The sequence below is a fragment of the Klebsiella pneumoniae subsp. pneumoniae HS11286 genome (assembly GCF_000240185.1).
GTDB lineage: Bacteria > Pseudomonadota > Gammaproteobacteria > Enterobacterales > Enterobacteriaceae > Klebsiella > Klebsiella pneumoniae.
In genome coordinates this window covers 145666-169332 of the sequence record NC_016845.1, presented here as the reverse complement: position 1 = coordinate 169332, position 23667 = coordinate 145666, and the positions used below count along the sequence as shown (strand labels likewise).

Genomic DNA, 23667 nt, shown 5'->3' with positions numbered 1-23667 from the left:
ATATCGCCTGATGTTCAAAAACCCGAGGTACAATAGTACGGAGGATTTCAGTATTTCAACAAAAACCGTCACCATTCGTCGTCGGTGTGGTTGTGATGAGCAGCGGACTGACAAATGGTTTAAAACGTGATCAATTTAACACCTTGCTCATTGACCGTAAAGAAAGATGCGCTACATACAAGTGTAGCACCGTTTATTATCTGTAAATTCCTCACTACGCCTCCGGCAACCGCCACGCGCATGAAAGGTTAAAAAAGAGTGGGCCGGAGCCACCTCCCACATAAACCGTGAAAACTAACATCCGTAAGACAACAATGTTAGGATGGATAGTGGTCGATAATGACGGTAACAAGCATGTTAGACAAAGTTTTGAAAATTGCCACACGGCAAAGCCCGCTTGCGCTATGGCAGGCGCAGTATGTTAAAGCGCGCCTGGAACAAGCGCATCCCGGACTGAAGGTCGAGCTGGTGCCGATGGTCACGCGCGGGGATGTCATCCTTGATACTCCGCTGGCAAAGGTGGGGGGCAAAGGCTTATTTGTGAAAGAGTTAGAGCTCGCCATGCTCGAAGGGCGCGCCGATATCGCCGTCCATTCGATGAAAGATGTGCCGGTGGAATTCCCGGAGGGCCTGGGGCTGGTGACTATCTGCGAGCGCGACGATCCGCGCGACGCGTTTGTCTCCAATCGCTATGCCTCGATTGACGAACTGCCGGCCGGCAGCGTCGTTGGCACGTCAAGTTTACGCCGTCAGTGCCAGCTGGCCGCCACCCGTCCGGACCTGGCGATCCGCTCTCTGCGCGGTAACGTCGGTACCCGGCTGAGTAAGCTGGATAACGGCGAGTACGACGCCATCATCCTCGCCGCCGCCGGCCTGAAGCGCCTGCAGCTGGAAGCGCGTATTCGCCAGCCGCTGTCGCCTGAGCAATCTCTGCCGGCGGTCGGCCAGGGCGCGGTCGGCATCGAATGCCGTCTTGATGATGCATGGACCCGGGGGCTGTTAGCGCCTCTCAACCATACGGAAACGGCGGTGCGCGTGCGCGCCGAGCGGGCGATGAACACCCGCCTCGAAGGCGGCTGCCAGGTGCCGATCGGCAGCTATGCGGAACTGAAGGACGGGGAACTGTGGCTGCGGGCGCTGGTTGGCGCTCCGGATGGTTCACAGCTGGTGCGCGGCGAACGACGCGGGCCAGCGGAACAGGCGGAAGCCCTCGGCATCTCGCTGGCGGAAGAGCTTCTGGATAATGGCGCCCGCGAGATTCTCGCGGCGGTTTATGATGGAGAAGCCCCGCGATGAGCATCCTGGTCACTCGTCCACTACCGCAAGGAGAAGCGCTGGTCAGCCGTCTGCGGGCCATGGGACGCGTGGCCTGGAGCTTTCCGCTGATAGAATTTACGCCCGGCAGGGAGCTTCCCGCGCTGGGCGATGCGCTTGCCCGACTGGGGCCCGACGATCTGCTATTTGCGCTATCCCAGCATGCGGTGGAATTCGCCCATGCCCGTCTGCAGCAGCAGGGCCTGCCCTGGCCCACTTCTCCGCGCTATTTTGCCATTGGCCGCACGACGGCGCTGGCCCTGCATACGGTCAGTGGGCAGCATATCCATTATCCGTTAGATCGGGAAATTAGCGAAGTCTTGCTACAATTACCTGAATTACAAAACATTGCCGGGAAAAATGCGCTGATCCTACGCGGCAATGGCGGGCGGGAACTCTTAGGCGCGACGCTGACCGAGCGCGGCGCCAGGGTCACATTTTGTGAATGTTATCAACGTAGTGCAAAACATTACGATGGCGCAGAAGAAGCGATGCGCTGGCAATCTCGCGGAGTCACCACGCTGGTGGTCACCAGCGGCGAGATGCTGCAGCAGCTATGGTCGTTAATACCGCAATGGTATCGCGAACAGTGGCTCCTGCACTGCCGCGTTGTCGTTGTCAGCGAACGTCTGGCCCTTCAGGCCCGGGAACTGGGCTGGCAGGAGATTCAGGTTGCCGATAGCGCCGACAACGATGCGCTGCTACGCGCATTACAATAACTCTCAACATTGGAAGCCATAATGACGGAACAACAAAATCAATCCGCCGTGGTTGAAGAGACCAGGGAGGCCGTGGAGACCACACCACAGCCAGAGAATACTGAGAAGAAGAAGGCAGGCAATAAAACCAGCCTGGCGCTCAGCGCGATCGCTATCGCCATTGCGATAGCCGCCGGCATCGGCCTGTATGGCCTGAACAAACAACAGGCCACGCGGCAAAACGCAACTACCTCTGAATTAGCAAGCCAGGTCGCGGCGCTGCAAAAAGCGCAGGAAAATCAAAAAAGTGAACTGGAAGGTGTTATCAAACAGCAGGCCGACCAGCTAAACGAAGCCAAACACCAGCAGGAGACGCTGGCCAAACAGTTGGATGAGCTGCAGCAAAAAGTGGCGGTGATTTCCGGTAGCGATGCCAAAACCTGGCTGCTGGCCCAGGCCGACTTCCTCGTCAAGCTGGCGGGACGTAAGCTGTGGAGCGATCAGGATGTCACCACCGCCGCCGCGCTGCTGAAAAGCGCTGACGCCAGCCTCGCCGACATGAACGACCCAAGCCTCATCGGCGCCCGCCGGGCGATCACCGACGACATCGCCACCCTCTCCGCGGTAAGCCAGGTGGACTACGACGGCATGATCCTCAAGGTTAATCAGCTGGCGAACCAAATCGATAACCTGCGGCTGGCCGATAATAACGATGACGATTCGCCGATGGACGCTGATAGCGATGAGCTTTCCAGCTCTATCAGCGAATGGCGCGTCAACCTGCAGAAAAGCTGGCAGAACTTTATGGACAGCTTTATCACCGTGCGCCGCCGCGATGAAACGGCGGTCCCGCTGCTGGCGCCGAATCAGGATATCTATCTGCGGGAAAATATTCGCTCTCGCCTGCTGGTCGCCGCGCAGGCAGTTCCGCGCCATCAGGAAGAGACCTGGAAACAGTCGCTGGATAACGTCTCGACCTGGGTACGCGCCTATTATGATACCGATGACGCCACCACCAAAGCCTTCCTCGACGAGGTGGATAAGCTCAGTCAGCAAAGCATTACCATGACGGTGCCGGAAACGCTGCAGAGCCAGGCGTTGCTGGAAAAACTGATGCAGACCCGAGTGCGCAACCTGATGGCGCAGCCTGCCGTTACCGCGGGCGGCGCGCCTTCGCCCGCACCTGCTGCGCCGGCCGCCCCCGCTGCGCCGCAAGGAGAGTAACGCATGCTGAAAATTCTTTTACTCTTCGCGCTGTTGATCGCCGGGATCGTGCTTGGCCCGATGATCGCCGGGCATCAGGGCTACGTCCTGATCCAGACCGATAATTACAATATCGAGACCAGCGTGACCGGGCTGGTGATCATCCTGATCCTCGCCATGGTGGTGCTGTTCGCCATTGAATGGCTGCTGCGCCGCATTTTCCGCACCGGGGCGCATACGCGCGGCTGGTTTGTCGGCCGTAAACGCCGTCGCGCGCGTAAGCAAACCGAGCAGGCGCTGCTTAAGCTGGCGGAAGGTGATTACCAGCAGGTTGAGAAGCTGATGGCGAAAAATGCCGATCACGCCGAACAGCCGGTGGTGAACTATCTGCTGGCGGCGGAAGCGGCCCAGCAGCGCGGCGATGAAGCGCGGGCCAACCAGCATCTGGAGCGCGCCACCGAGCTGGCGGGCGATGACCTGATCCCGGTGGAAATCACTCGCGTTCGCCTGCAGCTGGCGCGTAATGAAAATCACGCCGCGCGCCATGGCATCGATAAGCTGCTGGAAATTACCCCGCGTCATCCGGAAGTGCTGCGCCTCGCCGAACAGGCATACACCCGCACCGGCGCCTGGCAGTCGCTGCTGGACATCATTCCGTCGATGGCGAAAGCTAACGTCGGCGATGAAGCGCACCGTGCGGCGCTGGAACAGCTGGCCTGGGTTGGCCTGATGGATAAAGCGCTGGCCGATGGCGGCAGCGAAGGACTACGCGAATGGTGGCGCAACCAGAGCCGTAAAACGCGGGCGCTGGTGCCGCTGCAGGTGGCGATGGCCGAGCGCCTCATCGAGAGCGACGATCACGATACCGCGCAGCAAATTATCATTGATGGTCTGAAGAAACAGTATGATGACCGTCTGGTGATGCCGATCCCGCGTCTGAAGACCAATAACCCGGAACAGCTGGAGAAAGTGCTGCGCCAGCAGATCAAAGCCGTTGGCGACCGTCCGCTGCTGTGGAGCACCCTGGGCCAGTCGCTGATGCGGCACGGCGAATGGCAGGAGGCCAGCATCGCCTTCCGCGCCGCGCTTAAGCAGCGTCCGGATGCCTTTGATTACGCCTGGCTGGCGGATGTCCTGGACCGCCTGCATCAGCCGGAAGAAGCCGCCGCTATGCGCCGAGATGGACTGCTGCTGACGCTGCAGAATAATCCTCAGCCATAACCTGGCATGGCTATCGCCTCCTGCGGGGCGATAGCCCTTCTCCCCCGCCTTCACATTGACGGATCCCCGAAAGAAAAAAACGCCTGCGCTGAAATCAGGGCAGGCGTTAAAACAGGTCTGTTTGACAACAAATTGGGTGCTTCACTCAACGTAATGTCCATGGTGTTTGATGAGGCATAAATGCGACATCTGTCAGTGGACGATAAGCACCGTAAGAACGGCTCTGCATCATTCCGGAGTTTATGAGGCACGAAGGCGAACATAAGAGATGGAATGAGCATCTACCCGGTTATTATCGCACAGGATCCGGGGAAATTGCATCTACCACAGTGATGAATTGAGAGTTTTCCTGACGCGTATTCTTAAGCAAAGAGAAGATTTTTTATCAGCAAGATCAGAGAAATAAGAGATGGCGGCCGGCAGCAGAAAACAAAAAACCCCGCCGAAGCGGGGTTCAAAATTGGTCGGCGAGAGAGGATTCGAACCTCCGACCCACTGGTCCCAAACCAGTTGCGCTACCAAGCTGCGCTACTCGCCGAAATACTGCTTTTTGAATTTTTAGTTCAATTCGTTAAAGTCGTGGTGCGAGGGGGGGGACTTGAACCCCCACGTCCGTAAGAACACTAACACCTGAAGCTAGCGCGTCTACCAATTCCGCCACCTTCGCAAATTCACAACTCTATCAAATAATGGGGTGGCTAATGGGATTCGAACCCACGACAACTGGAATCACAATCCAGGGCTCTACCAACTGAGCTATAGCCACCACTGCAAACCTTTTACGCGGTATTAAAACCACCGCAGCTCCAGCACCGGGTTAATGGTGCGCCCGACAGGATTCGAACCTGAGACCTCTGCCTCCGGAGGGCAGCGCTCTATCCAGCTGAGCTACGGGCGCTTAGCGCCGTTGCGGGGTCGGATAATACGGACTTCCTACCCCGCTGTCTAGTGCCTTTTTAAAGAAAATTATCGTTTGCTCATGCTTTGTTCGTTTTGATGGTTATTCAGCCGTATTATTGACTTGCCCCTGTCTTCCGAGGCCAAACACCTTATAAATCAGGGTGACGGCGGCCAGAAAAATAATGCCGACGAAGAGCGACATGCGGGTTTCATCATTCAGTCCCATCCCGACCAGCACGCAGATCAGGAAGGCCATCGTGAAATAGTTGGCCCACGGAAACAGCAGCGAACGGAACGGATGGCTGGCAATCGCCGCCTGATGCACGCGACGGAAACGCAGCTGACTAATCAGGATCACAAACCAGGGCACCATCCCCGGCAGGACGCTGGCGCTATAGACATAGACGAACACCCGCTGCGGATTAGGAATAATGTAATTCAGGCAGGAGCCCACCAGCAGGATCAGAATCGACAGCGCCACACCGACGGACGGAACGCCGTTGCGCGATACCTTACCGATCGCCGCCGGCAGCTGACGGTTCTTCGCCAGGGCGTACAGCATACGTCCGCAGCTGTACATTCCGCTGTTGCAGCCGGAAAGCGCTGCCGTCAGCACCACGAAGTTGATAATTCCCGCCGCCGCGGTAATACCGATTTTGGCAAACGTCAGTACGAACGGGCTGCCGTTGGAGCCGATTTGATCCCACGGGAAGATAGTGACGATAACAAAAATCGCGCCGACGTAGAAAATCAGGATCCGCCACAGCACTTTGCCCACCGCGCTGCGCAGCGTCACCTGCGGGTTTTTCGCTTCACCTGCGGTAATGCCGATGAGCTCCACCCCCTGATAGGACGCGACCACGATACACAGCGCCGTCAGGAAGCCCTTCCAGCCGCCGGCAAAGAAACCACCATGTTCGGTGAGATTACCAAAACCGATGGAGTGGCCGCCGTTGCCAAAGCCGAAGAAAATGACGCCCAGACCCACGACGATCATCACGATAATGGTGGTCACTTTTATCATGGCGAACCAGAACTCGATTTCACCGTATAGCCGGACCGCCGCGAGGTTAGCCAACGCCACCAGCCCCACGGCAATCAACGCCGGGATCCACTGCGCCATCTCCGGGAACCAGAACTGCACATAGACCCCGATGGCGGTAATCTCCGAGATCCCCACCGCCATCCACATAAACCAGTAGGACCACGCGGTCAGATAGCCGAAGAAGGGGCTCATATAGCGATGCGCATACACCGCGAAGGAGCCTGTGACAGGCTCAAGGAACAGCATTTCGCCCATTGAGCGCATAATGAAAAAGACGAACAGGCCAGCGATAATGTACGCCAGCAGCACGGAAGGCCCAGCCCATTTCAAGGTACTGGCCGCCCCCATAAACAACCCCACGCCAATCGTCCCGCCAAGGGCGATCAGTTCAATATGCCGGGCCTCCAGTCCACGCTGGAGCTCCGCTTTTTTCTCAGTCATATATCCTCTTGTGTTTGCCGTATTCCGGGTACTCCCGGTTATTGTTATTAACTGAAACCATAGCCTTGCCGACGCGCAGGTCTCCCCGGCGCGTATGAAGCCTGCGAATGGTTAATTAATTTTGCGGAAATGGCAAATAAAGTATCAGGCGAGTGAAGAGATTACACAGAATATGTATGCAAACTCGCCTGGTTGCAGTGGAATATCAGAGCTTACCGGAATAATGCCAACGTAAATAGCGCAGCAGACGGAACTGTCTTTTGATACGGCTCGGCTGCAAAAGCAGGCGATAGAACCACTCCAGCCCCAGATCCTGCCAGAACTTCGGCGCCCGATGGACGTGCCCGGTAAAAACATCGTAAGTGCCGCCGACGCCCATATACAGCGCGTGCGGATACAGGCGCCGGCAGTCGCGCATAAAGATCTCCTGGCGCGGCGACCCCATCGCGACGGTGACGATTTTCGCCCCGCTGTCGCGAATGCGTTCGAACAATGCCTGGCGTTGCTCAGGGGTGAAATAACCGTCCTGGCTGCCGACGATGTTCACCTGCCAGCGCTGACGCAGCCTGGATTCTGTCTGCGCCAGGACCTCAGGTTTACCACCAACCAAAAACACCGGTGTCCCTTCAGCGCCGGCGCGCTGCATTAACGCTTCCCAGAGATCGGCCCCGGCGACGCGGGATACCTGGGCCTGCGGGTATTTTTTGCGCAGCGAACGCACCACGCTGATGCCATCGGCATATTTAAACTCCGCCGCCTCAATCAGCGCCCGTACCTCCGGGTTATCCTCTGCGGCCAGCATTTTCTCAGCATTAATGGCCACCAGCGTCCCCTCGCGGAGAACGCCATCGGCAAACAAATAATCCAGAGCGTGCGGCATATCGCGCCAGCCTATAAGCTGCAGCCCTCTTAACAGGTACAACGGCGCGGAAATGGTCCCAGTCATGTCCATCCTTCTCAGACTTGCGGTTGCGAAAGCGGTTTTACGCGCTTATGAATCAGTCCCACGCTATCCAGGAACCAGTACAGCAGTTTCGCCGCCAGCAAGCAGATACCAAAGATCACGAGGAAAAACACCACGCGGGAGCCGAACGAATCCAGCCCCTCGCGCGCCAGCACTATCATGTTGAAGATAGCGCCGAAACAGAAACTGTGCAGGATAGCCGCTTTATAGCGATTGCTCTCCCGGTTGCCCAGCTCATACAGCCAGTCGAACCATTTAATAATCAACCCTACCGCCACGGCGCCCAGCGGTACGAACCAGACGCCGCCCATCACCACCAGCGAGCCAATCAGCGTCGGCGAAATCGCCAGCCCCGAATGGTTGTTTAATACTTCCCAGGTAAAGTAGTTGGCGGTATTGAGCACCATCGTCGGGCGACCGTGCCACATCCAGCTGGGGATAAAGACGTAGAAGTCGCGGATCATCGGCGCCAGACCCTGGAAATCGATCTTGTCGTAGTTCTGCAGCAGCAGCGCCAGGTTCTCCCACGGTGAGAAGGTATCGCGTGTGAGATAGAGGAAGGTATAAAACGCTTCGTCGCCGCTGACGTTCATCCCGTAGCGCTTCAGCGCCAGCCAGAACATGCCGACAATACCCAGCACACCCGCCGCCGCCAGCATCCACAGGCTGATCCAGCCGCGAATAATACCGATGAACAGAAAGATGGCGAAGGCGATGATGATATTGGCGCGGGTCCCGCCGACGATGGCGTAGGTCAGCAAACCAAAGGCCACCGTGCTGACGAGGAAGAAGATCCATGCCTTATAATCCTGGCGCAGAAAATAGACCACCAGCATCGCCGGAATAAAGAAGTAAAAGAAGCGCTTCAACGCCACGCCGGACACTTCAGCAGAGAAAATCTGGCTGTAGGAGTTGAGCTTAAACAGCAGGAAACCGTTGTGGGCGAAGAAGATGCCGACGCACAGCAGCGCCAGCCCCATCAAAATGCCCCACGCCAGATGGGTTTCCACCCGGTTCATGGTAAACAGCGGGCGATGCGCAACCTCACGCGATGCCGAACGCAGCCGCGTTTTATAGGTCACGTAGTAGACTGCGTAGAAGCACACCGCGATCAGCAGCGTCTGCAGCAAAATCTCCGGCGGCGCCACGCTGACGTCAAAGCGGAACACCAGAATACTGGTCAGCGGGAAGCCGAAGAAAAAGGTCAGCAGAAACAGCAACGAGAAAAAAACGTTGAAGTTAAAGCGTACCCGACGGAACTCAAACCAGGTGGCGGTGACGATGAACAGCGTCGACAGCAGCCAGACCACCAGCAGCCCGCTAAATTGCATTAACGTCATGCCTGCCCCTCCGCCGCTAACCGTAGCGCCCGCCGCCAGCCCGTCAGATAGTTCGGCCGGAAGAAGGCGATAGCGGATTTATCCACGCTCGCCAGCTGACGCTGCGCTTCGCGCACCACGCTGACGTCCAGCGCGTCGCTGGTGAACAGCACCGGCACATGCTGCTCGGCCATATCCTGCCAGAACGGGTTTTCCCGATTGAGCACGCAGGGGATGCCCGCCTGAATCAGCAGACACAGGGTGCCGATCCCCTGCTGGCGGGCAAACAGAAAATAGCCCAGATCGCAGCGGCGCAGCAGCGCCAGATAATCATGAAACTCCAGCTTCTCGCTGAGGATCTGCAGATGCTCACCGCTAAACAGCGCCGCCCCCGCCTCGCGAACCTCATTGATATAGGCGTCGTTTTTCGCTGGATAGCCCATCGGCACGATGACGTTTACCGTATCGCCAAACTGCTGATGGATTGCCTTCAGCGCGGCAATATGTTCATTGCTGCGATCCCCGGAGTTGCCGACCAGAATAGTCAGGGTATCACCGCGCGGAGCGTTATCGGCCAGGGTATTCAGCGCCGGATCCATACGGGTCGGGAAGTAGAGCAGCTCGCCCGGGACGCGCGGATGGCGGTTAGCGAACCAGCTGAGATCGCCGCGGGTGGCGAAAACGCGCCCTACCCGCCCCTGCGCCATACGGCGCAGCGGATAGAACAGGCGAAACTTCAGGCTGGCAGAATTTTCATACAGATCCGCCCCCCAGATATGCCAGTTAAACTGCGACGGGCGGATGCCGCCGCTCAACAGCGCCAGCCACAGCCCGGTATTGAACTGGCCGTGGAAGAAAAAGCGCTGCTGGCGGTTGGCTTTCGCGGTAGCAATCACTGCCTGCGCCAGCGATTTCTTCCCCGGATAGCAGGTGACATCCAGCGCCGGATACCCATCACGCACGCTGGCCTCATCACCGACGATCATAAATCTCCTGGCCTGCGGGTCGGCGGCCAGTTCGTCGTTAAAGAACCGCAGTACGGTCTGGTTATGATGCGGGATATCCGATCCCAGTACATGTATCAGTGCTGTCATGCCCGTTTACGCCAGAGTAAAAACACGCCACTACAAAGGGCGAAATAAACAATATAAGTGGCCATATATGCCTGCGCCGCGCCAACCGCGCCGTGCGCCGGTATAAGCCAGTGTGAGAATGCGGTCAGCAGTGCGAACTGGCTGATTTCCGTCAGAATATAAAAACGCAGCGACGCTTTGGCGATCACCAGATAGCCATAGACGTAAGCGCCTACTTTTAAAACGTCGCCCACCAGCTGCCAGGCAAACAGGTCACGCATCGCGGTAAAGCGATCGGAAAACAGCAGCCAGATGGCAAAATCGCGCAGCAGCCAGACCGTCAGGCTCGCCGCCGCTACTGCCGGCAGGACGAATTTCAGCGACTTGACTATCTCGCGGGTGATATCCGTTTTGGCGCTCAGCCGCGACAGCGTCGGCAGCAGATAGACGCTAAACGAGGCGGTAATAAACTGCAGGTAGGCATCGGAGATGCTGCTCACCCCCTGCCAGATCCCGACCGCCTCCCAGCCGTAATGCGCCGCCAGCAGATTACGCATCATCACATAGGCTACCGGCAGGGTCACCGAGGTTATCAGCGCCATCAGGGTAAATTTCGATAGCTGTCCCGCCAGACCGTTATCCCAGCGCGGACGCAGGGCGCTCAGCGGGATATTACCCCGCCGCCAGAGCATAATACCCGCCGGGACCACCACCAGCGCTGGAACTAACGCCAGCCCCAGCAGCGCGCCCTGATAGCCTCCCAACACGTAGCAAGCATAGTAAGCCGCCACGCCGATCAGGCTCCCGGCAATCAGCGAGAAGGCGTTACCCGCCGCATCGCGAAAGCCTTTCATCAGCGCCAGCAGGAAATTCGCCCAGGCGATCCCCATCTGCACCAGCGCCACCAGGCGTACCAGCCCCTGATAGTGCGTATGGCCGAACAGCCCCTGGCTTATCGGCGCCGCCGCCAGTAAAAATACCAGCGCCAGCAGGGTGGAAAAGCCAAGCACCATCGCCGACGAGGTGCCCACCACCTGCTTCAGGCGCGGGGGATCGTCGTGATGCTGCGCCACCAGCTTCGTGACGCCATTAAATATCCCGGCCCCGGCCAGCACGCCGAGTACGGTGACCAGTTGCCGGAAGTTACCGGCCTGGCCAACGCCCGCCGGCCCAAACGAGACGGCCAGCAGCTTGACGACCAGCAGACCGGCGCCGATTTTGACCAGCGTCGATGCCGCCGTCCACAGTGAGGCTTTTGCTAACGACATATCAGGAGAAGTAGCTCAGCAGCGAGTTAATCACCGTCCGCTGGTTCACCACAGACAGATTGTAAAACAGCGGCAGGCGTACCAGACGCTCGCTCTCCTGAGTGGTGTAGCGGTCTTCACCGCGGAATTCGCCGAACTGTTCGCCTGCCGGGCAGCTGTGCAGGGGAATGTAATGGAATACCGCGAGGATCTCCGCCTCTTTCAGCCAGGCGATCAGTCTGCTGCGATCCTCGATATCGCGCAGCTTAATGTAGAACATGTGCGCGTTTTGCCCGCAGTCGGCCGGAACCGTCGGCAGTTCGATACGCCCGGCGCGCGCCAGCGGCAGCAGCGCATCATAGTAGTTCTGCCACAGGGCCAGGCGCTGCTGGTTGATGCGCTCCGCCGCTTCCAGCTGCGCCCACAGATAGGCGGCCTGCAGGTCGGACATCAGATAGCTGGAGCCAATGTCCCGCCAGGTATATTTATCCACCAGGCCGCGAAAGAACTGGCTGCGGTTGGTGCCTTTTTCGCGAATAATCTCCGCGCGTTCCACCAGCGTGCGATCGTTGATCAGCGTCGCCCCGCCCTCACCGCCGGCGGTGTAGTTTTTGGTTTCATGGAAGCTGAAGCAGCCGATATGGCCGATGGTGCCCAGCGCGCGCCCCTTGTAGGTGGACATCACCCCCTGTGCGGCGTCTTCCACCACAAACAGGTTGTATTTGTCGGCGATGGCCATGATGGTGTCCATCTCGCAGGCTACGCCGGCATAATGCACCGGGACAATCGCCCGGGTTTTATCGGTGATGGCGGCTTCGATGAGCGTTTCGTCGATATTCATCGTATCGCGACGGATATCAACGAAGACGATTTTCGCCCCGCGCAGCACAAAGGCGTTGGCGGTGGAGACAAAGGTATAGCTGGGCATAATCACTTCGTCGCCCGGCTGGATATCCAGCAGCAGCGCGGCCATCTCCAGCGAAGCCGTGCAGGAAGGGGTCAGTAGCGCTTTTGCCGTGCCAAATCGCTGCTCCATCCACTGCTGGCAGCGGCGCGTAAAGCCGCCGTCGCCGCACAGCTTGCCGCTGTTCATCGCAGACTGCATGTAATCAAGCTCGGTTCCAACCACCGGCGGCGCGTTAAATGGGATCATGGGGGTCACCTGTATAGCCAGTAGGCGGTGCTTTCCACGTTAGCACCGCTGAGAATATAACGTTTAAGCGCGGCGGTGTTGCCCATCTGGGTCGCCACCCGCAGTGTAGAAAGTCCGCGCGAGGCGGCCCAGTACCGCGCCGCCTGCATCAACTGCGCCCCGGCGCCGCGTCCGGCCAGCAGGCCGATACGCGCTTCGGTCGCAGTGATCTGCCGCAGGGAGACAAAGGCGCGAATATCGCCCTCAGGATGGCGGTAAATCAGGCACTGATGATCGAAGGTGCCGCGCACCGCATTTTCAATCCACTGGGCATAGAAGCGGCCGCTGGCGTCGGCAGCGTACCAGGGCGCGCGAAAGCGGCTCATGGCAAATGCCTGCGCCGCCTGCTCGCGCAGCGGCGCAATATCCGCTTCCACGGCGACGTCTGCGCCGGCATCTGCAGGGCTGCCCACCGGCAGCGCCAGATCGACCTCACCTTCCACCAGCTGAAAACCCAGCCGCTGCAGCGCGTCCAGCCGGACGGTGTCGCTGGCGGCGATCTTCGCCTGCACTCGCGACCACCCCGCCAGCGCCTCAGGCGTCAGCCGCGGCGCGTGCTCGTCAAAGCGCACGATCGCGCTGTTCACGGCAAAGAAGCGGTTCTCCCACTCCAGGGGGTCAATACTGGCGCGGACGGGCACGGAGCAGATCCAGCAGATATTGGCCGTAGCCGGTTTTTTCCAGCCGCTTCGCCGCACGTTTGACGCCGTCGTCGTCCAGCCAGCCGTTACGCCAGCCGATCTCTTCCAGACAGGCGATTTTAAAGCCCTGGCGCTTCTCGACGGTCTGCACGAACATGCTGGCCTCGATCAGGCTATCGTGGGTGCCGGTGTCCAGCCAGGCAAAGCCGCGTCCAAGCAGTTCGACGGTCAATGCGCCATCCTCCAGATACATCTGGTTGATGGAGGTGATTTCCAGCTCGCCGCGCTCGGATGGCTTGACCCGTTTGGCATACTCCGTCACCTTGCCATCGTAGAAATAGAGACCGGTGACCGCCCAGTTCGACTTCGGCTGCTTCGGCTTCTCTTCCAGCGATAGCGCACGGAAGTTATCATCAAACTCCACCACGCCAAAGCGCTCAGGATCCATCACCTGATAGCCAAAAATCGTCGCCCCTTCCGTGCGGGCAGCGACGCTGCGCAGCTTCGGGCTAAAGCTTTGGCCGAAGAAGATATTGTCGCCTAACACCAGACACGCCGGTTCGCCGTTAAGAAAGGCTTCTCCGATGATAAACGCCTGGGCTAAACCATCCGGCGTCGGCTGTACGGCATAGTGCAGCGCAATGCCAAACTCTGAGCCATCGCCGAGCAGGCGCTGGAAATCACGTAGGTCGTCCGGCGTGGTGATAATCAGGATCTCACGGATCCCGGCCAGCATTAATACCGACAGCGGGTAGTAGATCATCGGCTTATCGTAGATCGGCAACAGCTGCTTCGATACGCCGCGGGTGATGGGATGTAGCCGCGTTCCGGAACCGCCTGCCAGAATAATACCTTTCATCATTCCCCCCAGAGATGATTAGCTTTGCAGCCCAAGACGCTCGCCCTGATAGCTTCCGTCCTGAACCTGACGCCACCAGGCCTCGTTCGCCAGATACCACGCCACGGTCTTACGCATACCGGAGGTGAAAGTCTCTGCCGGCGTCCAGCCCAGCTCGCGGGCAATCTTCGAGGCATCAATGGCATAGCGCAGATCGTGGCCCGGACGATCGGCAACGAAGGCGATCAGATCGCGATAGTGCGCCACGCCCTGCGGCTTATCCGGCGCCAGCTCTTCCAGCAGCTGACAAATGGTTTCCACCACCTCGATATTTTTCCGTTCGTTATGACCGCCGATATTGTAAGTTTCGCCCGGTTCGCCGCGGGTCGCCACCAGATACAGCGCTCTGGCGTGATCTTCCACGTACAGCCAGTCGCGGATCTGTTGTCCATTGCCATACACCGGCAGCGGCTTGCCCGCCAGCGCGTTAAGGATCGTCAGCGGGATCAGCTTCTCGGGAAAGTGATACGGGCCGTAGTTATTTGAGCAGTTGGTGATAAGCGTCGGCAGGCCATAGGTTCGCAGCCAGGCGCGCACCAGGTGGTCGCTGCTGGCTTTCGAAGCCGAATAGGGGCTGCTTGGCGCATAGGGCGTGGTCTCGGTAAAGAAATCATCGCTGCCGTGCAGATCGCCATACACTTCATCGGTGGAGATGTGATGGAAGCGAAACGCCGATTTTTGCGCCGTAGCCAGGGTATTCCACCAGCTACGGGCCGCCTCCAGCAGCGTATAGGTGCCCACGATATTGGTCTCGATAAACGCCGCCGGGCCGTCAATCGAACGATCGACATGGCTTTCCGCCGCCAGGTGCATCACCGTATCCGGTTGATGCTGACGAAAAATGCGATCCAGCTCGGCGCGGTCGCAGATATCCACCTGTTCAAAGGCGAAACGCGCATCCTGCGCCACCGGCGCCAGCGACATTAAATTGCCGGCGTAGGTCAGTTTATCCACCACCACCACGCGATCGGCGGTGTGCTGGATAATCTCCCGCACTACCGCCGAACCAATGAAGCCCGCGCCGCCGGTGACCAGAATGGTTCTCACCGCCACACTCCTTTGGTGTCAACGATAAACGCCTGGGTGACGCTATCGCCGCTAACGGCTTTAAATTCATTGTGATCGACCAGCATCACCAGCACATCGGCGCTGGCCAGCGCCGCCTCAAGGGTCGCCAGCGTACACAGTCCATCGAGTTTCTTCGGCAGCGCGTGAATGTTGGGCTCAACCACCTGGGTCGTGCCGCTGTGCCAGCGGGCAATCTGCGCGGCAATTTCCATCGCCGGACTTTCGCGCAGGTCGTCAATATTCGGTTTAAAAGCGAGGCCAAAACAGGCGATCGTCAGTTCGCTGGCCCGCTTGTTGGTGGCATTCAGGCAGTCCGCCACCTGCGCTTTCACCTGTTCGATAACCCATTCCGGCTTGTGGTCGTTGACCTCGCGAGCGGTGCGGATCAGACGCGCCTGCTGCGGGTTTTGCGCCACGATAAACCATGGGTCGACGGCGATACAGTGGCCGCCAACACCCGGGCCCGGCTGCAGGATATTGACGCGCGGATGGCGGTTCGCCAGGCGGATCAGCTCCCAGACGTTAATCCCCTGGTCGGCGCAAATCAGCGACAGCTCGTTGGCAAAAGCGATGTTGACGTCGCGGAAGCTGTTTTCCGTCAGCTTGCACATCTCGGCGGTGCGCGAGTTGGTCACCACGCATTCGCCTTCAAGGAAGATTTTATACAGCTCGCTGGCGCGAGCGGAGCAGACCGGCGACATGCCGCCGATAACGCGGTCGTTTTTAATCAGCTCGACCATCACCTGACCGGGCAATACCCGCTCCGGGCAGTAGGCGATATTCACGTCCGCCGCTTCACCCACCTGCTGGGGGAAGCTAAGATCCGGGCGCATCTCCGCCAGCCACTCGGCCATCTGTTCGGTCGACCCGACCGGCGAAGTGGACTCGAGGATCACCAGCGAGCCTTTCTTTAACGTCGGCGCAATAGATTTGGCGGCCGACTCGACAAACACCATATCCGGCTCGTGGCGATCTTTAAACGGCGTCGGCACGGCAATCAGGTAAGCATCCGCCTCCACCGGGGTGGTGGTGGCGCTTAAATACCCCTGCTCGACCGCGGTCTTCACCACGCTCGCCAGATCCGGCTCCACGATATGAATCTCTCCACGGTTAATGGTCTCCACGGCATGTTGATTAACATCAACGCCGACCACCCGCTTCTGCCGGGAGGCGAACGCGGCAGCGGTTGGCAGCCCGATATAGCCAAGGCCAATCACTGAAATGGTAGAAAAACTCATAGCGTTACCTGATTATTTTTAAGTGCAGACAAAATGCGACGACATGCTTCGCCATCGCCATAGGGATTATGCGCGCGGCTCATCGCCTGGTATGCAGCATCATCCTCCAGCAGTCGCGTCACTTCCGCGACGATGCGCTGGCTGTCGGTGCCCACCAGACACACGGTGCCGGCGGCCACCGCTTCCGGACGTTCGGTCATATCGCGCATGACCAGCACCGGCTTACCCAGCGAGGGGGCCTCTTCCTGAATGCCGCCGGAATCGGTCAGGATCAGCCAGGCGCGATCCATCAGCCAGACGAACGGCAGGTAATCCTGCGGTTCAATCAACATCACATTGTCAATATGACCAAGAATACGATTCACCGGCTCGCTGACATTAGGATTCAGGTGAACCGGATAGACAATCTGCACCTCAGGGTGGGTATGGGCTATCTCGGCCAGCGCCTGGCAGATCTGTTCAAAACCGAGCCCAAAGCTTTCCCGCCGGTGGCCGGTAACCAGAATCATCTTTTTACCGTGGCTGATGAAAGGATAGCGCTGCAGCAGGGTCTCCCGTAGCGCTTCATCACCCAGCACCCGATCCCGCACCCAGAACAGGGCGTCAATGACCGTATTCCCGGTAACCGTGATCCGACTGTCGGCAATATTTTCCCGCAGCAGGTTCTGCCGCGAGGTTTCCGTGGGGGCGAAATGGTATGTCGCCAGATGGCCGGTCAACGTACGGTTGCCTTCTTCCGGCCACGGCGAACTTAAATCGCCGGTGCGCAGGCCGGCCTCTACGTGACCCACCGGTATCCGCTGGTAAAACGCCGCCAGGCTCGCCGCCATGGTGGTGGTGGTATCGCCATGCACCAGCACCACGTCGGGTTTAAACGACTCCAGCACCGGCTTCAGCCCTTCAAGGATGCGACAGGTGATCTCGGTCAGCCCCTGCCCCGGCTTCATGATGTTGAGATCGTAGTCCGGGACAATAGAGAAAAGTTTCAACACCTGATCGAGCATCTCCCGATGCTGCGCGGTCACGCATACTTTCGCCTCAAAATGAGGATCCTTTGCCAGCGCATGGACCAGAGGCGCCATCTTGATGGCTTCCGGCCTCGTGCCAAATACAGTTAGTACTTTCACATCGATTCTCTTCGATTAGGCGATGAAGGTCATCTGCCCTTCACCACAGGCCGCAATCACAGGACACGACGACGCGATAACGCCACGCCTGCGCCGATGAGCGCACCCACAATCCCCCACATCACCATCAGAAATACACGGCGCGGGCTATCGCGTTTTACAGGTTCTTCCGGCGTCCGCAAATACCGGTAAGTCTGAAAACGCGGATCTAACGTTGGACCGACGTTCAACGTGCTCAGCATGGCGCGGTTCTGGTCGTAATCGAGGTCATATTCCGGCCCGACGGCCTGCAGGTTTTCCAGCCTGGCCTGCAGCATCGGCCTGCCCAATAAAAATAGCTCTGAATCCGGCAACTGATCGGCAGGAACATCCGTTTCGCTACGTGAAATATTGTGCTGCTGAGCCACCTTCAGCGCCTGCTCCACGCTGTGCGTCCGGCGGTTGAAGATGGCCTCGGCCACCTCTTCCTGGCGCTTCACCTGCGCCTTCATCTGCACCGTCCGCGCCGCCCAGGCGCCTTTAAGTTCGTCGTTAAGATGGCCTGCCGCCCGCTGGCTGGCGAAGGCCACATACTGACGCAACAGATTATTGGCATCCTGCCCGGTCTCGGCGGTCAGTTTGACGCTGTCGTTAATGCTCTTGGCCGCATCGCCTGGCATAAACTGGATATTGTTAATCAGGTCATCCAGCATCGCCGCATCAGCGCGGGCATTACCCGACTGACGCTGCTTGTAGTAGTCCGTTTGCAGCCAGAAATCGCGCCGGGTATCCCAGGAGGCCAGCTGCATGATGAACTCTTTATACGCTTCATCCATGGCGGAAGGCTGGTCGACCGAGGCGAGGTCGGCTTTAATGTCCAGATTGCGTAAGAACTGCTGTTGGGAATAGTATCCCCCCAACATATTGACAGTAGGCCGATCGGTGATCGCCGTGGCGCTCCACTCCTGGCGAGCAAAGAAGGTGTACACCAGCACGATGGCGGCGAAGAGTACGGCGCCGCCGACTATCCAGCCTTTTCCTGCCCATAAAGCGCGAAACAGCCCGCGAATATCCAGCTCGTTCTCAACGTTCACTGCTTGTGCTCCCGGTAATGGTTGAGTCATCACATCCCCAGCTCTACTTGGTTAGTTTCGGATTATTGCCGCTGTGTCGCCGAATTCTGCGTCTGATGCGCTTAACCAGGCGCGCCACTTTCCAGGCGCGCTTAATACAGTAGCCATAAAGAAAGAAGGCTACCAAAAAGAGAATTAACATCACCCATTCCGGCACAATGCGGGTGTATTCCGCCACGACGCCAACCAGCGCCAGCAGGGCGGCGGCCAGGGTAATCAGGACAAACGCCTGGCGGGAAGTAAACCCGGCGCGCATGATCAAATGATGAATATGCTGACGGTCCGGTGAGAAAGGACTCATGCCTTTGCGCAGGCGGCGATACATAATCGCCACCATGTCCATCAACGGGATAGCGATAATCCACAGCGCGGTCACCGGGCTAATGGGATGCGTTTTACCTTGCGTGGTTTCCAGCAGGATCCAGATGATGGTGAAGCCAATCATCGTGCTGCCGGCGTCACCCATAAAGACTTTATAGCGGCGGCCGAGGGCGCCAAGATTGAGAAGAATATAGGGCAGAATGGCGGCGATCATCGCGAAACACCACATCGCCAGGCTGTACTGACCATCAAACCAAAGGATAATCCCGGTCGCCGCAAAAGAGACCGATGACAGTCCGCCGAGCAGGCCGTCGATACCATCGACCATGTTGAACGCATTGATAGCGGCCCAGACGGCAAACAGCGTCAGGAAGAAGCCGAAGGGCCCCAGCACCAGTTCCCACGAGCCAAAAATAAAGCCCAAACTACTCAGATGCAGATTCCCTGCCATCATCATAATCACGGCGATCGCGGCCTGAATGACCGCGCGAATTTTCACGCTGATGTCGAAGCGATCGTCAAGCGCGCCAACCAGCACCAATACCCCCGCGCAGGCCAGATACAGCGAGGCGTGAGGAATATAATAATCGGCGATGGCGAAAGTGAAACAGATACCTGCATAAACTGAGATACCACCGACCAACGGAATCAACCCCTGATGCCGTTTGCGATAGTTGGGTTTATCCACTAACCCGATCTTTTTTGCCACTTTCCGCGCGACAAAAATAAAGAGGGTCGTGAATAAGAAAATACTGATTAATTCAGTAATAGCAGTGAGTAAATTCACAACGCATGTGCTCTCAGCATAGTTAATCCGGGAAGTATAGCGATGATGCCCCAACTCCAGAAGGGGAAAAGCAGAACATTACAAATTTATTGTATAGATTTTAGTCTGTTAAAGCTGTCTCCGCCTGCTATCCGGCGCCATTATACGACAACTTTCGTCCCGCTTTCTCTGTCTCTGGATCATACAAACCCCAAAATGAAAACGCCACGCAAAGGCGTGGCGTTTTTGGCTTTTTTTACCTTACGAGCGCTTCATCATATCGAAGAAGTCATCATTCGTCTTGGTCATTGCCAGCTTATTGATGAGGAATTCCATCGCATCAATCTCACCCATCGGATGGATAATTTTGCGCAGGATCCACATTTTCTGCAGCTCTTCCTGAGTGGTAAGCAGCTCTTCTTTACGGGTACCGGAACGGTTGTAGTCGATAGCCGGGAAGACGCGTTTTTCAGCAATCTTACGAGAGAGGTGCAGTTCCATGTTACCGGTGCCTTTAAACTCTTCGTAGATAACTTCGTCCATTTTGGAACCGGTGTCGATCAGCGCCGTGGCGATGATGGTCAGGCTACCGCCCTCCTCGACGTTACGTGCCGCACCAAAGAAACGCTTCGGACGGTGCAGGGCGTTGGCGTCCACACCACCGGTCAACACTTTACCGGAAGCCGGAACCACGGTGTTGTAGGCACGCGCCAGACGGGTAATAGAGTCGAGCAGGATGATAACGTCTTTCTTGTGTTCAACCAGACGTTTCGCTTTCTCAATAACCATCTCGGCAACCTGCACGTGACGGGATGCCGGCTCGTCAAAGGTGGAAGCAACCACTTCACCTTTCACCAGACGCTGCATCTCGGTCACTTCTTCCGGACGTTCGTCGATCAGCAGTACCATCAGGACACAGTCCGGGTGGTTGTATGCGATGCTCTGCGCGATATTCTGCAGCAGCATGGTTTTACCGGCCTTCGGCGGCGCGACGATCAGACCACGCTGGCCGCGGCCAATCGGGGAGGCCAGATCCAGTACGCGAGCGGTTAAGTCTTCGGTAGAACCGTTACCACGCTCCATACGCAGGCGAGAGTTCGCGTGCAGCGGCGTTAAGTTCTCGAACAGGATCTTGTTACGCGCGTTTTCCGGCTTGTCGTAGTTAACTTCGTTAACTTTCAGCAGCGCAAAGTAACGTTCACCCTCTTTCGGAGGACGAATCTTACCGGAAATGGTGTCACCAGTGCGGAGGTTGAAACGGCGGATTTGGCTGGGGGATACGTAGATGTCGTCAGGGCCGGCGAGGTAGGAGCTGTCTGCGGAGCGGAGGAATCCAAATCCATCCTGCAGTATCTCCAGTACGCCGTCGCCAAAGATATCTTCGCCACTCTTCGAATGCTGCTTGAGGATGGCAAAAATAATATCCTGCTTACGCATACGAGCCAGGTTTTCCAGCCCCATATTTTCGCCGAGAGTAATCAGCTCAGAAACCGGCGTATTCTTTAATTCGGTAAGATTCATAGTGGTGTGGGTTCTTAAACTCGGGGTAAATCTCGAACTTAATGTTGTGAATGGTATGGCAGGAACTTCCATGCCTGTTAACGGCCTTCATCTCGTGTCTGTACGTTGCCTGGTCACAGGAAAGAACGCAGAACTGAAACGACTAGACGGAATGAGTGAAAAGCCCGGAATTATTAGCTTCACGCGCATTTATGCGGGATGCTTCGGGTAAAACAAGATTCAAACAAGGTATGTTTAAAACGAAGTCTGTGGATTAACTTAGCACGACTCCAGCCGGGCGTCCAGAGTTCCGCAAAAAATAGGAATCTGGACGCCGGAACAGCAATTTGCTTACGCCAGGTTAGCGTCGAGGAACTCTTTCAGCTGACCCTTGGACAGGGCGCCAACTTTAGTGGCCGCCACTTCGCCGTTTTTAAACAGCAGCAGGGTTGGGATACCGCGAATGCCGTATTTCGGCGCAGTGCCCGGGTTCTGGTCAATGTTCAGCTTAGCTACGGTCAGTTTGCCCTGATACTCTTCAGCGATCTCATCCAGAATCGGGGCGATCATTTTGCACGGACCACACCACTCTGCCCAGAAATCGACGAGGGTCAGCCCGTCAGCCTTGAGTACGTCCGTGTCAAAACTGTCGTCAGTCAGGTGAATAATTTTATCGCTCATATTTAACTCCACAGGAATAAGCCTGGTGTGTTGGTGTCGTAGCCATCAACGACGCGCTGCGGCTACGTTATGCACGCTATTCTTCAGGATACCTCAATTCTCTGGCCTGCCAACTGGCGCAATCCATCATGGACTCGCCTGTTGACGCCAGGGTGCCCGAACGCGAACTGCATGCTGCAGATTTATCGCTCCCGACTCGCTTAGTAGTCTAAGCTATCCTGGATTCGTTCAGTTACCGTAGACGTACCTTGAATAATTTCGTACACCGCCAACGAAAGGTTGACGTTATTTCACCGGATACGCTTTCTTAATGCAATAGTTAGCTGATATTCTACCACACTATGAGCAAAACACATTTAACAGAACAGAAGTTTTCCGACTTCGCCCTGCACCCGGCAGTCATTGAAGCCCTTGAAAAGAAAGGGTTTCATAATTGCACACCCATTCAGGCCCTCGCCCTTCCGCTGACGCTGGAAGGCCGCGATGTCGCCGGGCAGGCGCAAACCGGTACCGGTAAAACGATGGCGTTCCTGACGTCAACGTTTCATTATCTTCTCTCTCACCCGGCTATCGCCGATCGCCAGGTTAACCAACCGCGCGCGCTGATTATGGCGCCGACGCGTGAACTGGCGGTACAGATCCACGCCGACGCTGAGCCACTGGCGCAGGCCACCGGTCTGAAGCTGGGTCTGGCTTACGGCGGCGACGGCTACGATAAGCAGTTGAAAGTGCTGGAAAGCGGCGTCGATATTCTGATCGGCACCACTGGTCGTCTGATCGATTACGCGAAGCAGAACCACATTAACCTCGGCGCCATTCAGGTTGTCGTGCTGGACGAAGCCGATCGCATGTACGATCTCGGCTTTATTAAAGATATCCGCTGGCTGTTCCGCCGCATGCCGCCGGCCACTCAGCGCCTGAACATGCTGTTCTCCGCGACCCTTTCTTATCGCGTCCGCGAACTGGCGTTCGAACAAATGAATAACGCCGAGTACGTTGAAGTCGAGCCGGAACAGAAAACGGGCCACCGTATTAAAGAAGAGCTCTTCTACCCGTCCAACGAAGAAAAAATGCGCCTGCTGCAGACGCTGCTGGAAGAAGAGTGGCCCGATCGCGCCATCGTTTTCGCCAATACCAAGCACCGTTGCGAAGATATCTGGGGCCATCTCGCCGCCGACGGCCATCGCGTAGGTCTGCTGACCGGCGACGTGGCGCAGAAAAAACGTCTGCGCATTCTCGAAGAATTTACCCGTGGCGACCTCGATATTCTGGTCGCGACCGATGTTGCCGCTCGTGGTTTGCACATTCCGGCCGTGACCCACGTCTTTAACTACGATCTGCCGGACGACTGCGAAGATTACGTTCACCGCATCGGCCGTACCGGTCGCGCTGGCGCCAGCGGTCACTCCATTAGCCTCGCCTGCGAAGAGTATGCGCTGAATCTGCCGGCGATCGAAACCTATATTGGTCACTCAATTCCGGTCAGTAAGTACAACCCGGACGCGCTGATGACCGACCTGCCTAAGCCGCTGCGTCTGACCCGTGCGCGCCCAGGCAACGGCCCGCGCCGTAACGGTCCACCGCGCAATCGTCGTCGTTCAGGTTAAGAGATCTATGCCATACGCTCAGTCATTCAGAATCTGCCAGGGCGACCTTCCTCTGGCGACCCGCTCAGTGATGTGGATCGGGCCTAAGCGC

The 23667-nt window shown here is 57.4% G+C and carries 22 protein-coding genes; 7 read left to right on the top strand and 15 right to left on the bottom strand.

Translation table 11 applies throughout. From position 1 onward, the window contains the following. Positions 1-10 precede the first annotated feature (10 nt). From KPHS_01490 to KPHS_01440, 6 genes are all read left to right on the top strand, one after another. Positions 11-130 (top strand): hypothetical protein, encoded by a 120-nt coding sequence (locus KPHS_01490; protein ID YP_005224449.1) that lies wholly within the window; start codon positions 11-13, stop codon positions 128-130. A gap of 224 nt (positions 131-354) precedes the next feature. Further along, positions 355-1296: a porphobilinogen deaminase gene (locus KPHS_01480; protein YP_005224448.1), complete on the top strand. Its 942-nt coding sequence runs from the start codon at positions 355-357 to the stop codon at positions 1294-1296. Beyond that, positions 1293-2033, top strand: a complete 741-nt coding sequence (locus KPHS_01470; protein ID YP_005224447.1) for a uroporphyrinogen-III synthase — start codon at positions 1293-1295, stop codon at positions 2031-2033. The genes KPHS_01480 and KPHS_01470 overlap by 4 nt, the downstream gene beginning before the upstream one ends. A gap of 21 nt (positions 2034-2054) precedes the next feature. Then, positions 2055-3236, top strand: coding sequence for a uroporphyrinogen III methylase (locus KPHS_01460; RefSeq protein ID YP_005224446.1), 1182 nt, complete (start codon positions 2055-2057; stop codon positions 3234-3236). Positions 3237-3239: 3 nt separating this feature from the next. Further along, positions 3240-4436: a protoheme IX biogenesis protein HemY gene (locus KPHS_01450; protein ID YP_005224445.1), complete on the top strand. Its 1197-nt coding sequence runs from the start codon at positions 3240-3242 to the stop codon at positions 4434-4436. A gap of 6 nt (positions 4437-4442) precedes the next feature. Further along, complete coding sequence (locus KPHS_01440; protein YP_005224444.1) at positions 4443-4616, top strand: hypothetical protein; 174 nt, start codon at positions 4443-4445, stop codon at positions 4614-4616. Positions 4617-5436: 820 nt separating this feature from the next. Here the strand turns inward: KPHS_01440 and KPHS_01430 are convergent. The 15 genes from KPHS_01430 to KPHS_01290 form a co-directional block, all read right to left on the bottom strand. After that, on the bottom strand, positions 5437-6822 hold the full coding sequence (locus tag KPHS_01430; RefSeq protein YP_005224443.1) for a putative amino acid/amine transport protein: 1386 nt from the start codon (positions 6820-6822) through the stop codon (positions 5437-5439). Positions 6823-7027: 205 nt separating this feature from the next. Next, positions 7028-7768: a putative UDP-N-acetyl-D-mannosaminuronic acid transferase gene (locus KPHS_01420; RefSeq protein ID YP_005224442.1), complete on the bottom strand. Its 741-nt coding sequence runs from the start codon at positions 7766-7768 to the stop codon at positions 7028-7030. 11 nt (positions 7769-7779) lie between these two features. Next, complete coding sequence (locus KPHS_01410; RefSeq protein ID YP_005224441.1) at positions 7780-9126, bottom strand: common antigen polymerase; 1347 nt, start codon at positions 9124-9126, stop codon at positions 7780-7782. Then, positions 9123-10199, bottom strand: coding sequence for a 4-alpha-L-fucosyltransferase (locus KPHS_01400; protein ID YP_005224440.1), 1077 nt, complete (start codon positions 10197-10199; stop codon positions 9123-9125). Before KPHS_01400 ends, KPHS_01410 begins: the two co-directional genes overlap by 4 nt. After that, positions 10196-11446, bottom strand: a complete 1251-nt coding sequence (locus KPHS_01390; protein ID YP_005224439.1) for an entero common antigen translocase — start codon at positions 11444-11446, stop codon at positions 10196-10198. Before KPHS_01390 ends, KPHS_01400 begins: the two co-directional genes overlap by 4 nt. 1 nt (position 11447) lies before the next feature. Further along, a complete protein-coding gene (locus tag KPHS_01380) occupies positions 11448-12578 on the bottom strand; it encodes a TDP-4-oxo-6-deoxy-D-glucose transaminase (protein YP_005224438.1) in 1131 nt (376 codons plus the stop codon). Positions 12579-12583: 5 nt separating this feature from the next. Continuing rightward, positions 12584-13258 carry a TDP-fucosamine acetyltransferase gene (locus KPHS_01370; RefSeq protein YP_005224437.1) on the bottom strand — a complete coding sequence of 225 codons (675 nt, stop codon included), beginning with the start codon at positions 13256-13258 and terminating at the stop codon, positions 12584-12586. Beyond that, complete coding sequence (locus KPHS_01360) at positions 13236-14117, bottom strand: glucose-1-phosphate thymidylyltransferase (protein YP_005224436.1); 882 nt, start codon at positions 14115-14117, stop codon at positions 13236-13238. Before KPHS_01360 ends, KPHS_01370 begins: the two co-directional genes overlap by 23 nt. A gap of 18 nt (positions 14118-14135) precedes the next feature. Continuing rightward, complete coding sequence (locus tag KPHS_01350) at positions 14136-15203, bottom strand: dTDP-glucose 4,6-dehydratase (protein ID YP_005224435.1); 1068 nt, start codon at positions 15201-15203, stop codon at positions 14136-14138. Continuing rightward, positions 15200-16462, bottom strand: coding sequence for a UDP-N-acetyl-D-mannosaminuronic acid dehydrogenase (locus KPHS_01340; RefSeq protein YP_005224434.1), 1263 nt, complete (start codon positions 16460-16462; stop codon positions 15200-15202). Before KPHS_01340 ends, KPHS_01350 begins: the two co-directional genes overlap by 4 nt. Then, positions 16459-17544, bottom strand: coding sequence for a UDP-N-acetylglucosamine 2-epimerase (locus KPHS_01330; RefSeq protein ID YP_005224433.1), 1086 nt, complete (start codon positions 17542-17544; stop codon positions 16459-16461). Before KPHS_01330 ends, KPHS_01340 begins: the two co-directional genes overlap by 4 nt. 101 nt (positions 17545-17645) lie before the next feature. Next, entirely contained in the window at positions 17646-18662 is a 1017-nt protein-coding gene (locus tag KPHS_01320) for a lipopolysaccharide biosynthesis protein WzzE (protein ID YP_005224432.1), read from the bottom strand. A gap of 43 nt (positions 18663-18705) precedes the next feature. Then, entirely contained in the window at positions 18706-19809 is a 1104-nt protein-coding gene (locus tag KPHS_01310) for a UDP-GlcNAc:undecaprenylphosphate GlcNAc-1-phosphate transferase (protein ID YP_005224431.1), read from the bottom strand. A gap of 240 nt (positions 19810-20049) precedes the next feature. Beyond that, positions 20050-21309: a transcription termination factor Rho gene (locus KPHS_01300; RefSeq protein YP_005224430.1), complete on the bottom strand. Its 1260-nt coding sequence runs from the start codon at positions 21307-21309 to the stop codon at positions 20050-20052. 330 nt (positions 21310-21639) lie between these two features. Continuing rightward, a complete protein-coding gene (locus KPHS_01290) occupies positions 21640-21969 on the bottom strand; it encodes a thioredoxin (RefSeq protein YP_005224429.1) in 330 nt (109 codons plus the stop codon). A 341-nt stretch (positions 21970-22310) separates the two neighbouring features. Here KPHS_01290 and KPHS_01280 point away from each other — a divergent pair, with 341 nt between their 5' ends. Next, positions 22311-23576 carry an ATP-dependent RNA helicase RhlB gene (locus tag KPHS_01280; RefSeq protein ID YP_005224428.1) on the top strand — a complete coding sequence of 422 codons (1266 nt, stop codon included), beginning with the start codon at positions 22311-22313 and terminating at the stop codon, positions 23574-23576. The last annotated feature ends 91 nt before the right edge of the window (positions 23577-23667 follow it).